Here is a 13,179-nt window from a genome sequence, read left to right on the forward strand (position 1 = left end):
GCTCAGGCGATCCGCTTGATCTTGAGGGCCTTGAGGTAGTCGAGCGGCGCCGCCGGATCGAACTTCACCCCATCGAAGAAGGTCTCGACGCCGCGGCTGTCGGCGGTCGGCGCGCCGGCGACGCCGAGCGTCCTGGCGGCCTCGCGCCAGAGATCGGAGCGGTTGGTCTTGTCGACGAGCGCCTTGATGTCGAGCGTCGGCTCGAACTTGCCCCAGCGGATATTCTCGGTGACGAACCAGGTGTCGAGGCTCTTCCAGGGATAGGAGGTCGAGCCGCCCTCGCCCCAGAACTTCATGTAGAGATTGGTGCCCTTCGCCTCGCGGCCATTGCCGTAGTTGATGTCGCCCTGCAGGCGCTTGTTGATGTCGCCGACCGGCACGTTGAACCATTGCCGCTTGCCGACGATCTCCGACAGTTCCTGGCGGTTCTCCATCTTGTCGGCCCATTGCTGGGCCTCCATCACCGCCATCAGGATGGCCTGCGTCGCCTTCGGATTGGCATCGACCCAATCGGCGCGCATGCCCAGGATCTTCTCGGGATGGCGGAACCAGAGCTCGCCGGTGGTCAGCGCGGAATAGCCGATATTCTGGTTGACGAGCTGCTCGTTCCAGGGCTCGCCGACGCAGAAGCAGTCCATGTTGCCGACCTTCATGTTCGCCACCATCTGCGGCGGCGGAACGACGATGACCTTGATCTCGTTGTCGGGATCGATGCCGCCGGCGGCGAGCCAGTAGCGGATCCAGAGGTCATGGGTGCCGCCCGGGAAGGTCATGGCGGCGGTGAGCTCCTTGCCCGCGGCCTTCTTGCGCTCGAAGGCCTGCTTCAGCGGCGAGGCATCCTTCTGGACGTTGAGGTCCTTGTATTCGTTGGAGACCGAGATCGCCTGCCCGTCCTCGTTGAGGTTGAGCAGCGTGTACATCGGCAGCGGCTGGTTGTTCTGCATCACCTTGCCGGTGGTGTAGAGATGCGTCTTCGGCCGCAGGATGTGACCGCCATCGATGCCGTTCGCCTTCGTGCCGAGCGCCATGTTGTCGCGCGTCGCGCCCCAGGAGGCCTGCTTGGCGATGTCCATGTCGGGCAGGCCGTGCTTGGCGAAGAGCCCCTTCTCCTTGGCGATGATCAGCGGCGCGGAATCGGTCAGCGCGATATAGCCGAGGCGCGTGCCCTTGACCTCCGGGCCGGCAGCCTGCGCGAAAGCGCCGGAGGGCAGCGCGGTCTTCGCCGCGGCCAGGAGCGCGGCCGCGCCGGAGAGCTTGAGCAGCTGACGGCGGCTCGAACCTGGAACTGCGGCCTTCTCAACGGTCTTCGTCATCGATCGCCTCGTGGATGTGGAAGGGTTAGGCCAGCTGCTGCGCTTTCCGTTCGGCCGGTCTCGGCCGAACAAAAGGAACTCGCGCAAAATCAACGTCTTGAGCGTGTTCTTGATCGCAAAAGCGGTGCCCACTCTTGCGGAACATGCTCTACCGCCGAACGCGAAAAACGCCGCGCGAAAGCGCCCGTGCAGGGCCCTATCGACAGCGACGTTGCTGTACGTTCCGGTTCGGAGATGGCGCGGGCAGCGTTGGCCGCGTCGTTAGAAACAATACAAAAGGCGTGCCAGCCGCGCGTAAGCCAGCCAAACCTTTGAATTGCTTTGATTTAAGCCCGTTCCGACGGAGGGGGCGGAGTGGTCAGCTTGCCCTTGTGCGACGCACAATCGCGACGCAGATGCACAAATCCTGGGCAGCCTGTTTTTTCAGCGGCGCGCGTCGAAGAGTGCCGGGCGGAAGATCGAGCGGGCGATGTCCGCCGCTGCGGGATCGTCCCGGAACTGGCCGGCGCGTGCCATGCCGGCGAGGAGCCAATCCGCCCGCGCCGGGTCGGGGCGAATGGCTTCGGGGTCTAGTCGGATATAGTCGGGAACATGGCGCGCCGGGCGGTTGCCGCCCTGCACGATCTCGCCGCGCAGCACGGCCTCGATGATATCGGCGCGGGTGTTGAGCCGCTCGGGCGCGGCGAGCAGTTCGGCGAGATGCGGCAAGTTCGCCGCGCTGCTTGCCCAGCGGCTGGCCTCGATCAGCGCCGCGTTGAGCTTCGAGACCGCCTCGCCGCGGCGCTCGACATCATCGGCGCGCCAGGCCAGCACCTTTTCCGGGCAATCGCGCGCGAGATCGACGCCGCAATGCAGGATGGCGCCGACGCCGGAGGTGACGGCGAGCGTGTTCCAGGGCGCGCCGGCGCAGAAGCCGTCGACCTGGCCGCTCGACAGCGCCTCAACCGTGCGCACCGGCGGCACGACCTCGAAGCGGACGTCCTCACCGAGCTTGACGCCGCCGAGCGCCATCCATTCGCCGAGCAGATAGGTATGACTGGAGAAGGCGAAGACGGCTGCGAAGGTCAATGGCGGCAGGCCGGAGGCCTTGCGGTTCGCGACCAGCATCGCCAATGCCCCGGCCGAGACGGCGGGGTCGGCGAGATCGCCCTGCGCGGCGCGCGACAATTCCTCGAAGCGGCGCTGCGAGACGGTGATGGCGTTGCCGTTGAGATTGAGCGCGAGCGGCACCGCCATCGGCGCCCTTACCCCGTTCAGGCCGAGCGTCGAGGCGATCGCGGCGGGCGCGAGCATATGGGCGGCATCGAGCAGGCGGACATGCAGCTTGTCGCGCAGGTTCGACCAGGAGACGTCGCGGGTGAGCTCCAGCACGAGCCCTTCCGCCTCGGCGAAGCCGCCATCGGCAGCCGCGACGAGCAGCGCGGCATCGACCAGAGGCAGGAAACCGACGCGCAGATGCAGGGTCATTTCAGCACCTCGGCGGCTGTGATGATGGAGCGGGCGATGTCGGCGAGCTTGCGCTTCTCGTTCATCGCGGTGCGGCGCATCAGGGCGTAGGCCTCGTCCTCGGACAGGCCCTTGAGGCGCATGACGATGCCCTTGGCGCGGTCGATGGCCTTGCGCTCCTCGAGCTGGGAGCGGGCCTCGTCGAGCTCCTCGCGCAGCTTGCGGAAGGCGTTGAAGCGGCTGATGCAGGTCTGCAGGATCGGCTTCAGCCGCTCCTTCTTCAGGCCGTCGACGATATAGGCGGAGACGCCGGCCTCGACCGCCGCCTCGATCGAGGCGGTGTCGGACTGGTCGACGAACATGGTGATCGGGCGCCGGACATGGCGGCTGACCAGGAACATGTCGGCAAGCGCGTCGCGGCTCGGGTCCTCGAGGTCGATCACGACGACGTCGGGGTCATGCGCCTCGATCGCGGCGACGAGCCCGGTCGTGCTGGCGCCGATACGCACGAGATCGGTGAAGCCGGCCTCGCGCAGGCCCTCGTCGATGATCGCGGCACGGACCGGATTGGCGTCGACGATCAGGATTTTGAGGTCGGGCTTCATCGACGCGATCTATGCATTGGTCCCGAGGAAGCGAAGGCGCCGCCCGAGAGCATTTGCGCGCTTCTAGCCCGCGAGGATGGCGACCCCGGCCAGGACCAGACCGCCGCCGGCGACGCGTGCCAGCAGCGGCGCACGCGCGGCGAGCTGGCTCGCCAGCACGAGGCCGGCGCCGTGCAGAGCCGCCGTCGCCAGGACGAAGCCGAGGGCGTAGCTGAAGCCGCTGGCGCTCTCCGGCAGTTCGGCGCCATGGGCGAAGCCATGGAAGATCGCGAAGATGGCGCAGGCGAGCGTGCCGGCGGCGAGCGGCGGCGAGGCCTTGAGCGCGATGGCGAGGCCAAGGATGACGACCGAGAGCGCAATCCCGATCTCGACGCCCGGCAGCGAGCCGCCGGACATGCCCCAGAGGCCGGCGACGACCATCATGCCGACGAAACCGGCCGGATAGGCGAAGCGCGCCTTGCCGCCGACGAGGCCGGCCCAGAGGCCGACCGCGACCATGGCGAGGATGTGGTCGAGCCCGGTCAGCGGGTGCATCAGGCCATGGGCGAAGCCCTCGACCGAGCCGTGGCCAGGATGGGCGAGCGCGGGGGCCGCCGCCATCGTCAGGAGAAGTGCGAGCACGCCGGTCATCCGCTTCGTCATCGTCAGTTCCCTCAGCCTTGGGCGGTGGCTCGCAGGCCGCCTGCCGTCTCGATGAAATCCATCACCACATCGACCCCCTCGCCCGCCCGCGTGTTGGTGAAGACGAAGGGGCGCTTGCCGCGCATCGTGCGCGAGTCGCGGTCCATCACTGCAAGATCCGCACCGACATGCGGCGCCAGATCCGTCTTGTTGATGACGAGCAGGTCGGAACGGGTGATGCCCGGCCCACCCTTGCGCGGAATCTTCTCGCCGGCGGCGACGTCGATGACATAGATCGTCAGGTCGGCGAGCTCGGGCGAGAAGGTGGCGGCGAGGTTGTCGCCGCCGGATTCGATCAGGATCAGGTCGAGCCCAGGGAATTTTCCGCGCATCTCCTCGACCGCGGCGAGGTTGATCGAGCAATCCTCGCGGATCGCCGTATGCGGGCAGCCGCCGGTCTCGACCCCCATGATGCGCTCCTCGGGCAGCGCGCCCGCCACAGTGAGCAGGCGCGCATCCTCCTTGGTGTAGATATCGTTGGTGATGGCGCAGAGGTCGTAGCGTCCGCGCATGCGCTTGCAAAGCGCCTCCATCAGCGCGGTCTTGCCGGAGCCGACCGGGCCGCCGATGCCGACGCGAAGCGGGCCGTGGGGGGATGAGGACACGATCAGTTTCCCTTGAGCAGGACGAAGGCAAAGCCGGCGGCGATGACGAGGCAGAGCGGTGAATAGTAGCGCCGATCGAACGTCGAGAAAGGCTCCAGCGTGTGCCGGACGCGCCAGGCAGGCAAGAACCCGGCCAGCCCGCGAAGCAGGAAGACCGCCATCATCGCAAGGCCGATGCCGGCGACCAGCCAGTGCGGCAGGAGATCGCCGGACAGCCGTGCCAGCAGGAGCGGCCAGGCAGCGGTGAGCAGGAGCGCGCCCGCGACCAGCCAGCATAGCCGCGGCGGTGGCATGCGCTTGCGCCGCGGATCGCCGATGACGGTCCTGACCAAGGCCTGCTCGTCCGCCGCAGGCCAGAGGCCGCCGAGCCCCCAATAGGCGTGCAGCAGCGCAATCGCAGCGAGGACCGAGGCGAGCGCCGCCGCGACCGCGGCCGTCACGAGCGGAACAGCCGCGTGTACTGGGTCTCATGGCGCAGGGATGCGATATCCGAGCGCAGCGCGCAGCCGCCGAGATCGTCGAGCGTCGCGTTCTCAGCCCGCGCTGCGGCGTCGTGCAACGCTGGCACCAGCGCGGCGGTGATCTTCTGTCCGTCGGTCTGGCCGACGATGCCGAGCCGGACCGCGGCCGAGATGAGATTGGCGAGGAAGCCGAGACCATAGGCTTCCAGCGCCGGGCGCAGCGGCACGTCATGGCCGCTCGCAGCGGCTGCGACGGCAACGGGATAGGCGATGTCGCCAGTCCAAGCGGCGCGCAACCGATCGAGCGCGGCGCAAGGCCAGGCAGCACGCGTTGCGGTGAGGAAGGCGTTGCCCTGCGTCACCGTCTCCAGCCGACGCTCGCCTGAGTTGGCCAGCGCCAAGGCGAGCTCGGCGATCTCGGCGAGCGCCGCGTCATCGCCCTGCCCGCAGGCGCGCCAGGCGCTGGCGAAGAGCACGAGGTCGTTGTGCAGGGAGCCATGGGCGACCAGCGCGTCCAGCCAGTCGCGCAGCGTCGCCGCATCGGTGAGGTCACCGGCCTCGTGGGCCCATTCGAGCCCATGCGAATAGGCGAAGGCGCCGACCGGAAAGGACGGCGAAAGCCAGACCATCAATGGCAGATGCGCGCCGGACATGGCGACTCAATGATCGTGCTTGCGGCCCTTATGCGCGTGCTCGGCGCCATGGTGGTGGCTGTGGTCGTGATGATCGTGGTCATGATGAGCGTGGTCATGGCCATGGTGATCATGCGCATGGTCATGGCCGCAGCCGGCGCCGTGAGTATGCGCGTGCTCGTGCTTGTGATCATGGCCGTGATCGCGATGCGCGTGCCCATGATCATGTTTGTGATGCGCATCGCCGTGATCGTGCCCGCAGCCGCAGGCCGCGTCATGGGCGTGATGCTCATGACCGTGGTCGTGACCATGATCGTGCCCGTGGTGGTCATGCCCGTGATGATCATGGCCGTGATGATCGTGTCCGCAATTCTCGTGGCCATGATCATAGGCGCCGCGCTCGGGCTGGAACGGGCGCTCGACCTCGCTCATCGCGCAACCCTGGCCGCGGATCATCTCGGCCAGCACATGGTCGTTCTCGATATAGATCGCGTCGGCGGTGATCTCGGCCGGGGTGTGGCGGTTGCCGATATGCCAGGCGACGCGCATCAGGCGCAGCGGGTTCTCGGCGCGGATCTCGAGCAGGCGCTGCGCCGCCGCCTTGATCAGGACGAGGCGGCCATCCTCAAGCTTGACGGCATCGCCATCGTTCAGCGCGGTCGGCTTGTCGAGATCGAGCAGGATGTCGAGCCCGCCATCGCCCTTGAGCGCGACGCGGCGGCGGTTGCGGTCCTCATGGTCGAGCGTCAGCGTCTCGACGACCTTGTCCTGCTTGACCGCGGCCTTGCGGGTAACGGAGGTGGCGCGCAGCATGATCGTGAACCCGTGCTTGATGATCAGAGGCGATCGACCGATCGCGGTTCGATCACTTCGATCACCGGCGGCTCCATGACGCAAGCCCCTGCGACACTGAGGAAGCTCCGGTAGTGCGGCTGCTCGAAATGCCGGTCGACATGCTCGCGATGCTCCCAACTCTGCAGGAACACGAAGAAATGCGGTTCTGTCGCGCTTTCGTGGACATCATAAGCGAGACAGCCATGCTCGCGCCTGGTCACCGCGATGCATTCATGCGCAGCGGTGAGAAAGCGCTCGCGCGCCTCTGGCATCACCCGCGCCCGCGCGATGACGATAACCGGATCGGACATGCAGCCTGGTCTCCCTGTCGGCCGGGGCGGGACGCCCCAGCCAGATACGCACGAGGAGACCGAATGGATGCACGCCTTGGCTGAGCATTTGGCAGGCGGCTGTCGAAGGCAAAGCGGCCGCTGCTCAGCGCGGCAATGCCTTTACCTCGGTATCGAACTTCTTCAGCAGCCTTGAGCGCTCGGCCGGGGTGCCCCAGCGCGGCGTGTCGTAGTCGATCAGCTTGATCTCCGAGAATTTCGGCGCATCCGGCGAGAGCTCGGCATTCCTGTTCGACGGAATCGAGTTGATCTTGAGCTTGGCGTTGATGTTCTGCGCTTCGGGCGAGAGCGTGAAGTCGAGGAACTTGCGGGCGGCCTCCGGGTTCTTGCCGCCCTTGATGATCGAGACCGAGCCGGTCTCGTAGCCCGTGCCCTCACAGGGAGCGAGCGTCTTGATCGGCGCGCCCTGCAGGATCTGCGTCAGCATGTCGTGCATGAAGGCAATGCCGACCGTGGTCTCGCCGAGCGCCGTCGCCTTGACCGGCGCGATGCCGGACTTGGTGTACTGGTTGATGTTCTTGTGCAGCGCCTTGAGGTAGTCGAAGCCCTTGTCCTCGCCGAGCCGCTGGACCGTCGTGGCAAGGAAGAGATAGGCGGTGCCGGACGAGCTGGGATCGGCGATCTGGATCTCGTCCCGGAACTTCGTATCGAGTAGGTCGGCCCAGCATTTGGGCTCGGGCATACCCTTCTTCTTCAGGAGCTCGGTGTTATAGCCGATGCCCAGCGCACCGAGATAGATGCCGGCCGTGCGGAACTTCGACTGCTCGGCGTGACGCTGGGCCCAGTCATGCAGTTCGGCCAGACGCGGCGACTTGTACTCGTCGAGCAGGCCCTCATCCGCGGCCTGAAGATGGGGCTCGCCCGGGCCGCCCCACCAGATGTCGCCGCGAGGATTGGAAGCCTCCGCCTTGACCTGCGCATAGACCTCGCCGGTGCTCTTGCGCACCATCGAGACCTTGATGCCGGTGGCGCGCTCGAACATGCTCGCGCCTTCCCGGCACTGCTCTTCGAGGATCGAGCAATAGACCGTGACTTGGCCCACTGTAGCTTGGCCTTGCGCGAAGGCCGGCACGGCAGAGACGGAGAAAAGCACGCCTGCGAGCGCGACGGAACGAAGTGCAACCACGACATCCTCCCGGGAACGGCTTTTATTTAGCCGTCACAAGAATGTCATGGCGATCGCATGTCAATCGCCGGAGCGCGTTTCTCCGAAGCGCGAAAGCGCTCTATCTCTTTGTATAGACACATTTTCTTCACGCGAACCGGTGTCCGCCTCGCTCGAAAATGCTTTAGCGCCGCCGCAGGATTCAGTGCCGCCGCGTGCGGTCGGGAAGCTTGTCGATCGCAGCGTCCGCGCCCTGATCCTTGCCCAGGACGCCCTCGCGCAGGACCTTGGTCGCGGCGTCCTGCTTCTTCTCTGGCGACGTCTTCAGCGGCTTGGTGTCCGGCGTCGCCTCGAGCCCGATCCGCTCCGGCTTGCGGCCGTCATTGCGGGCGCTGGCGGCAAATGTCGCGAGCGCTTCGGGCCGCTGGCCCTTGGGGCCGACATCCTTGGCTTTGGCCATGTCTACCTCCCTGACGTGATGGGAGAAAACGTGAAGCCTGGCGTCGAGGTTCCGATTGCGCCGAACGGTTCAGAACAGGAAATAGCGCTGCGCCAACGGCAGCTCCTTCGCCGGCTCGCAGACCAGCAGCTCGCCATCGGCCACCACGGCATAGGTCTCGGGGTCGATCCGGATATCCGGCGTGGCGTCGTTGTGGATCATGCTCTTCTTCGAGATGCCGCCGCGCGTGTTCTCGACCGCGACCATTTCCTTGTCGGTGCCGAGGCGCGACTTGAGCCCGTTGGCCATGGCTGCCTGCGAGACGAAGACCAGCGAGGTCGAGGTCACGGCCTTGCCGAAGGCGCCGAACATCGGCCGGTAATGCACCGGTTGCGGCGTCGGGATCGAGGCGTTCGGGTCGCCCATCGGGGCCGCCGCGATCGAGCCGCCCTTGATGACGAGGTCGGGCTTGGCGCCGAAGAAGGCCGGCGACCAGATCACCAGATCGGCGAGCTTGCCGATCTCGATCGAGCCGATATGGCGGGAGATGCCGTGCGAGATCGCCGGGTTGATCGTGTATTTCGCGACATAGCGCCTGGCGCGGAAATTGTCGGCGCCGGTGCCGGTATCCTCCGCCAGCGGGCCGCGCTGGACCTTCATCTTGTGCGCGGTCTGCCAGGTGCGGGTGACGACCTCGCCGACACGCCCCATCGCCTGCGAATCCGAGGACATCATCGAGAGCGCGCCGATATCGTGCAGGATGTCCTCGGCCGCGATCGTCTCCTTGCGGATGCGGCTCTCGGCGAAGGCAAGGTCCTCCGGGATCGACGGCGACAGGTGATGGCAGACCATCAGCATGTCCAGGTGCTCGTCGAGCGTGTTGACCGTGAACGGCCGGGTCGGGTTGGTCGAAGAGGGCAGCACGTTCGGCAGCCCCGCCACTTTCATGATGTCAGGCGCATGGCCGCCACCTGCCCCTTCCGTGTGGAAGGCGTGGATCGTGCGGTTCTTGAAAGCCTTGATCGTGTCCTCGACGAAGCCCGACTCGTTCAGCGTGTCGGTATGGATCATCACCTGGATGTCGTATTCGTCGGCGACCGAAAGGCAATTGTCGATCGCGCCCGGGGTCGTGCCCCAGTCCTCATGCAGCTTGAGCGCGCAGGCGCCGGCCTCGATCATTTCCGTCAGCGCACCCGGCAGCGCCGCGTTGCCCTTGCCCGCGAAGGCGAGGTTCATCGGGAAGGCGTCGGCCGCCTTGATCATCTGGCCGAGATGCCAGGGGCCGGGCGTGCAGGTCGTCGCCAGCGTGCCATGGGCCGGGCCGGTGCCGCCGCCCAGCATGGTGGTGAGGCCGCCCATCAGCGCGTCCTCGATCTGCTGCGGGCAGATATAGTGGATATGGCTGTCGAAGCCGCCGGCGGTGATGATCTTGCCCTCGCCGGCGATGACCTCGGTGCCCGGGCCGACGATGATCGTCTCCGTGGGATCGAAATTGCCGAAGCCGTCCTGGATGTCCGGGTTGCCGGCCTTGCCGATGGCGCAGATGCGGCCGGCCCTGATGCCGATATCGGCTTTCACGATACCCCAATGGTCGAGGATCAGCGCGTTGGTGATGACGGTGTCGACCGCGCCGGCCGCGTTGGTGACCTGGCTCTGGCCCATGCCGTCGCGAATGACCTTGCCGCCGCCGAACTTCACCTCCTCGCCATAGGTCGTGAAGTCCTTCTCGACCTTGATGACGAGATCTGTGTCGCCGAGGCGCACCGTGTCCCCGGTGGTCGGGCCGAACATCGCGGCATAGGCATTGCGCGGAAAGGCGAAGGGCATGGAGGGTTCCCTGGTCTGAGCGTTTCAGGCTCTGGCAATTCTCAGGCCGAAGCGGGCGGCGGCGTGCCCTCGGCCTTGGGCTTGCGAAGCTTCTTCGTGGACGGCTTTCCGGCGGCGACGGCCTTGGCCAGGCGCCTTGCGGTGTCCCGCTGCGTCTCCTGCAGCATTTCGAGCTGGACTTGCTGGATCTCGGCGAGGCGCTGCCACTGCTTGGTGATGAGGTGATCGATCTTCTCGTGCAAATGCCGGATCTCGAGCTCGGCCTTGAGATTGACCTGGTAGTCGTTGGACGAACGAAGCCGGTCCTTATGCTCCTGGCGCTTCTGGCTCATCATGATGATCGGCGCCTGGATGGCGGCGACACAGGAGAGCACGAGATTGAGCAGGATGAAGGGATAAGCATCGAAGGCGCCGGCGCCCTGGAACACGTTGACCGCCATCCAGACCGAGATCACGCAGCCGAAGCTGATCAGGAAGGCCCAGGAGCCGCCGAACGAGGCAAGACCGTCGGAAAGCCGCTCGCCAAGGGTGCGCGCCTCGTCGAAATCATCCTCGACATTGGCCGAGATCGTATCCTGCTTGGCGATGCTCTCGACGACCTCGCGGTCGAGCTGTGAATATTCACCGTGCTCCTCGCGCAGGATCTCCTCGACATAACGCGTGCGGTAGCGCGCCAGCTCGGTCTTGCTGATCAGGCTGTGCTCGTTGAGCTGCGGAAAATCGGCGAGGATGCGCTCGGCGAGCGATGGCCGGAGAGCCTCCAGCGGCACGAGGTTCTTGCGGCTCGTCTCGAGGCCGGTGATGGCGCAGACGCCCCGCTTCTTGCCGTTGCCTTCGCCGGGATGGTGCGGCGGCTCCGTCGCGATCTCCGTCATGAGCTGTTCCTGTAGCGCGCTGTTGGTTGCGCCTACAGCTTACCCATGACCTCCTGCCGGAAGCCATAGACCTCGCGCTTGCCGGCGAGCGCGACCAGCCTGACCTCGCGCGACTGGCCAGGCTCGAAGCGCACCGCGGTGCCGGCCGGGATGTCGAGGCGGAAGCCCCTCGCCTTCTCGCGCTCGAAGGCGAGCGCCGGATTGGCCTCGAAGAAATGGTAATGCGAGCCGATCTGGATCGGCCTGTCGCCGGTATTGGCGACGCTGAGCGTCAGGCTCTCGCGGCCTTCGTTCAGGATGAGGTCGCCCGGCAGGGTCGTGACCTCGCCAGGCTTCAGGCGCCCGGCCGAGCCGCGGATCGGCTCATGCACGGTGACGAGCTTGGTGCCGTCGGGAAAGGTCGCCTCGACCTGGACGTCGTGGATCAGCTCGGCGATGCCGTCCATGACCTGGTCGGCCGAGATGACATGGGCGCCGGCTTCCATCAGCTCGGCGACCGACCTGCCGTCGCGCGCGCCCTCGACCACGAAATCGGTGATGAGCGCGACGGCTTCGGGATAGTTGAGCTTGACGCCGCGCTCCAGCCTCCGCCGTGCCACCATGGCTGCCATGGCGACGAGCAGCTTGTCCTTTTCGCGCGGCGTCAGATTCATGCCTTGGCCTTCTCTTCGTCCTCGTCGGACTCGTCGTCGGAGGTCTCGACCTCGTCGCCGTCCTCGTCCTCTTCCTCGTCGCCTTCGTCTTCGTCCTCGACCTCGTCTTCATCCTCGAGATCGGCATATTCGTAGGCGAAGATGATCTCGCCGGTGGCGGGATCGAAGGTGCTCACGCTCGAATCCTCGAAGGCTTCGATCAGCATTTCCGCATCTTCCGGGCCGTCGATATCGAAACGGCGAACGGCGTTCTCGCCTTCACCGCCGAGAGTCAGCTCCATCGCCCAGCCCCGAGCGCCGGTGTCGTAGATGCATTTCAGCCCATGGATCGCCAGCATGATGCTCTCCTCAAGTTGACCACGTGCGCGGCAGCGCACGTTTCGTCACATGCCGAAGCAGCATGACGAGGGCGCGACGGAGCGCCCCCGCGTCGGTGGAGAGCAGGCGGATCACGAGCAGGCCGGAGGCGATGCCGGCGCCGGCCTCGACCCCGGTGAAATCGGGGCTTTCGGCGAGAAGCGCCCGGATTTCGTCGCGCTGCGACAGATGGTCCGGCCCCGCCGCGATCACGGTCGCGATGGCGCGGGCGCCGGCGGCGATGGCCGGGCGGGCCAGCGTCGCCTCGATGGCGCCGTCAAGGCGCAGATCCTCGGCGAAGACCAGCCTGCCCTCGCGCCGGATGCGCCAGCGATCGCGCAGCGCGCCGCGAACCATGGCCTCGCCCATGGCGCTGCGGCCGAAATAGACGGATTCGCAGGCGACGAGCCGGGACTCGGCCGCGAGATCGATGCTGAGATTGCGTGCGAGCCGGGCGCCCGAGAACAGGATGCTCTCCTGCGGCAGCCAGGCGAGGCTCGCGCCGGCGCCGACCGAAAGCGCCGTCTCGACGCGCGTGTCGCTGCCCTGGCTGCGATAGATTTTCTCGGCCGCCTGTGTGGTGATCACGGCATCGGCGCCCGCCTCGACCACGGCCGAGACGCGCATGGCGTCGCCACCGGCCATGCCGCCACCCGTATTGATCAGCACGGCCTCGCAGGTCTCGTCGAATGTCGTCGGGAAACGGGCGCGGTAGCCGCCGGTTTCGGCAAGCTCGAGCCGCCGCGTCACGCCGCCGACCTTGCCGAAGCGCAGCCGCACGCCGCCATCGGCCCGGACATAGGCCGGCAGGAGCGGATCGGCGGAGGCCGGAATGGGCGGCGCGAACATCAGAGGGCTCGAACGATCGGATGCGCCAATCTTCCGCGCAGCGATTTGCCGGGCAAGGGGTTCAGCCCCCAGGCCTGCCCAAATTTGAGGCAGACACTGCCTCTGCCAGAGCATCGTCGAGCGAAGCGGGCACCAGTTCGCGTGAAG

General features: G+C 66.5%; 16 protein-coding genes. All 16 read right to left on the reverse strand.

Features of this window, described 5'->3' with window-relative positions; all coding sequences use genetic code 11:
- Positions 1–2 precede the first annotated feature (2 nt).
- Positions 3–1,313 (reverse strand): CmpA/NrtA family ABC transporter substrate-binding protein, encoded by a 1,311-nt coding sequence (locus EV560_RS20260; RefSeq protein ID WP_131857605.1) that lies wholly within the window; start codon positions 1,311–1,313, stop codon positions 3–5.
- Between the two features lie 423 nt (positions 1,314–1,736).
- A complete protein-coding gene (locus EV560_RS20265; RefSeq protein WP_131857606.1) occupies positions 1,737–2,780 on the reverse strand; it encodes a CmpA/NrtA family ABC transporter substrate-binding protein in 1,044 nt (347 codons plus the stop codon).
- Entirely contained in the window at positions 2,777–3,364 is a 588-nt protein-coding gene (locus EV560_RS20270) for an ANTAR domain-containing response regulator (protein WP_131857607.1), read from the reverse strand. The genes EV560_RS20265 and EV560_RS20270 overlap by 4 nt, the downstream gene beginning before the upstream one ends.
- A 63-nt stretch (positions 3,365–3,427) precedes the next feature.
- On the reverse strand, positions 3,428–4,006 hold the full coding sequence (locus EV560_RS20275) for a HupE/UreJ family protein (protein WP_131857608.1): 579 nt from the start codon (positions 4,004–4,006) through the stop codon (positions 3,428–3,430).
- 11 nt (positions 4,007–4,017) lie between these two features.
- Positions 4,018–4,650, reverse strand: a complete 633-nt coding sequence (gene ureG, locus EV560_RS20280; RefSeq protein WP_131857609.1) for an urease accessory protein UreG — start codon at positions 4,648–4,650, stop codon at positions 4,018–4,020.
- Positions 4,651–4,652: 2 nt separating this feature from the next.
- Positions 4,653–5,090 carry a DUF3995 domain-containing protein gene (locus EV560_RS20285; protein WP_131857610.1) on the reverse strand — a complete coding sequence of 146 codons (438 nt, stop codon included), beginning with the start codon at positions 5,088–5,090 and terminating at the stop codon, positions 4,653–4,655.
- Entirely contained in the window at positions 5,087–5,764 is a 678-nt protein-coding gene (locus tag EV560_RS20290; protein WP_131857611.1) for an urease accessory protein UreF, read from the reverse strand. The genes EV560_RS20285 and EV560_RS20290 overlap by 4 nt, the downstream gene beginning before the upstream one ends.
- A gap of 6 nt (positions 5,765–5,770) precedes the next feature.
- On the reverse strand, positions 5,771–6,556 hold the full coding sequence (locus tag EV560_RS20295; RefSeq protein ID WP_131857612.1) for an urease accessory protein UreE: 786 nt from the start codon (positions 6,554–6,556) through the stop codon (positions 5,771–5,773).
- Positions 6,557–6,579: 23 nt separating this feature from the next.
- Complete coding sequence (locus EV560_RS20300) at positions 6,580–6,888, reverse strand: putative quinol monooxygenase (protein WP_131857613.1); 309 nt, start codon at positions 6,886–6,888, stop codon at positions 6,580–6,582.
- Positions 6,889–7,012: 124 nt separating this feature from the next.
- Positions 7,013–8,053, reverse strand: a complete 1,041-nt coding sequence (locus EV560_RS20305) for an ABC transporter substrate-binding protein (protein WP_211201135.1) — start codon at positions 8,051–8,053, stop codon at positions 7,013–7,015.
- Positions 8,054–8,234: 181 nt separating this feature from the next.
- Positions 8,235–8,492, reverse strand: a complete 258-nt coding sequence (locus tag EV560_RS20310; protein ID WP_131857614.1) for a hypothetical protein — start codon at positions 8,490–8,492, stop codon at positions 8,235–8,237.
- Between the two features lie 69 nt (positions 8,493–8,561).
- On the reverse strand, positions 8,562–10,298 hold the full coding sequence (gene ureC, locus EV560_RS20315; RefSeq protein ID WP_131857615.1) for an urease subunit alpha: 1,737 nt from the start codon (positions 10,296–10,298) through the stop codon (positions 8,562–8,564).
- Positions 10,299–10,339: 41 nt separating this feature from the next.
- Complete coding sequence (locus EV560_RS20320; protein WP_131857616.1) at positions 10,340–11,173, reverse strand: DUF1003 domain-containing protein; 834 nt, start codon at positions 11,171–11,173, stop codon at positions 10,340–10,342.
- A 32-nt stretch (positions 11,174–11,205) separates the two neighbouring features.
- Entirely contained in the window at positions 11,206–11,826 is a 621-nt protein-coding gene (locus EV560_RS20325; protein WP_131857617.1) for an urease subunit gamma, read from the reverse strand.
- Positions 11,823–12,164 carry a hypothetical protein gene (locus EV560_RS35845; RefSeq protein WP_165923555.1) on the reverse strand — a complete coding sequence of 114 codons (342 nt, stop codon included), beginning with the start codon at positions 12,162–12,164 and terminating at the stop codon, positions 11,823–11,825. Before EV560_RS35845 ends, EV560_RS20325 begins: the two co-directional genes overlap by 4 nt.
- Positions 12,165–12,174: 10 nt before the next feature.
- Complete coding sequence (locus EV560_RS20335; RefSeq protein ID WP_131857618.1) at positions 12,175–13,032, reverse strand: urease accessory protein UreD; 858 nt, start codon at positions 13,030–13,032, stop codon at positions 12,175–12,177.
- Between the last annotated feature and the right edge of the window lie 147 nt (positions 13,033–13,179).

The organism is Allobosea sp. BK604, assembly GCF_004341515.1.
Classification (GTDB): domain Bacteria; phylum Pseudomonadota; class Alphaproteobacteria; order Rhizobiales; family Beijerinckiaceae; genus Allobosea.

Excerpts from the sequence above, each read along its gene's own strand:
- ureC (WP_131857615.1), bottom strand. The coding sequence starts at position 10,298 with ATGCCCTTCGCCTTTCCGCGCAATGCCTATGCCGCGATGTTCGGCCCG.
- EV560_RS20270 (WP_131857607.1), bottom strand. The coding sequence starts at position 3,364 with ATGAAGCCCGACCTCAAAATCCTGATCGTCGACGCCAATCCGGTCCGT.
- EV560_RS20300 (WP_131857613.1), bottom strand. The coding sequence starts at position 6,888 with ATGTCCGATCCGGTTATCGTCATCGCGCGGGCGCGGGTGATGCCAGAG.
- EV560_RS20335 (WP_131857618.1), bottom strand. The coding sequence starts at position 13,032 with ATGTTCGCGCCGCCCATTCCGGCCTCCGCCGATCCGCTCCTGCCGGCC.
- EV560_RS35845 (WP_165923555.1), bottom strand. The coding sequence starts at position 12,164 with ATGCTGGCGATCCATGGGCTGAAATGCATCTACGACACCGGCGCTCGG.
- EV560_RS20265 (WP_131857606.1), bottom strand. The coding sequence starts at position 2,780 with ATGACCCTGCATCTGCGCGTCGGTTTCCTGCCTCTGGTCGATGCCGCG.
- EV560_RS20260 (WP_131857605.1), bottom strand. The coding sequence starts at position 1,313 with ATGACGAAGACCGTTGAGAAGGCCGCAGTTCCAGGTTCGAGCCGCCGT.
- EV560_RS20310 (WP_131857614.1), bottom strand. The coding sequence starts at position 8,492 with ATGGCCAAAGCCAAGGATGTCGGCCCCAAGGGCCAGCGGCCCGAAGCG.
- EV560_RS20295 (WP_131857612.1), bottom strand. The coding sequence starts at position 6,556 with ATGCTGCGCGCCACCTCCGTTACCCGCAAGGCCGCGGTCAAGCAGGAC.
- EV560_RS20290 (WP_131857611.1), bottom strand. The coding sequence starts at position 5,764 with ATGTCCGGCGCGCATCTGCCATTGATGGTCTGGCTTTCGCCGTCCTTT.
- EV560_RS20320 (WP_131857616.1), bottom strand. The coding sequence starts at position 11,173 with ATGACGGAGATCGCGACGGAGCCGCCGCACCATCCCGGCGAAGGCAAC.
- EV560_RS20325 (WP_131857617.1), bottom strand. The coding sequence starts at position 11,826 with ATGAATCTGACGCCGCGCGAAAAGGACAAGCTGCTCGTCGCCATGGCA.
- EV560_RS20275 (WP_131857608.1), bottom strand. The coding sequence starts at position 4,006 with ATGACGAAGCGGATGACCGGCGTGCTCGCACTTCTCCTGACGATGGCG.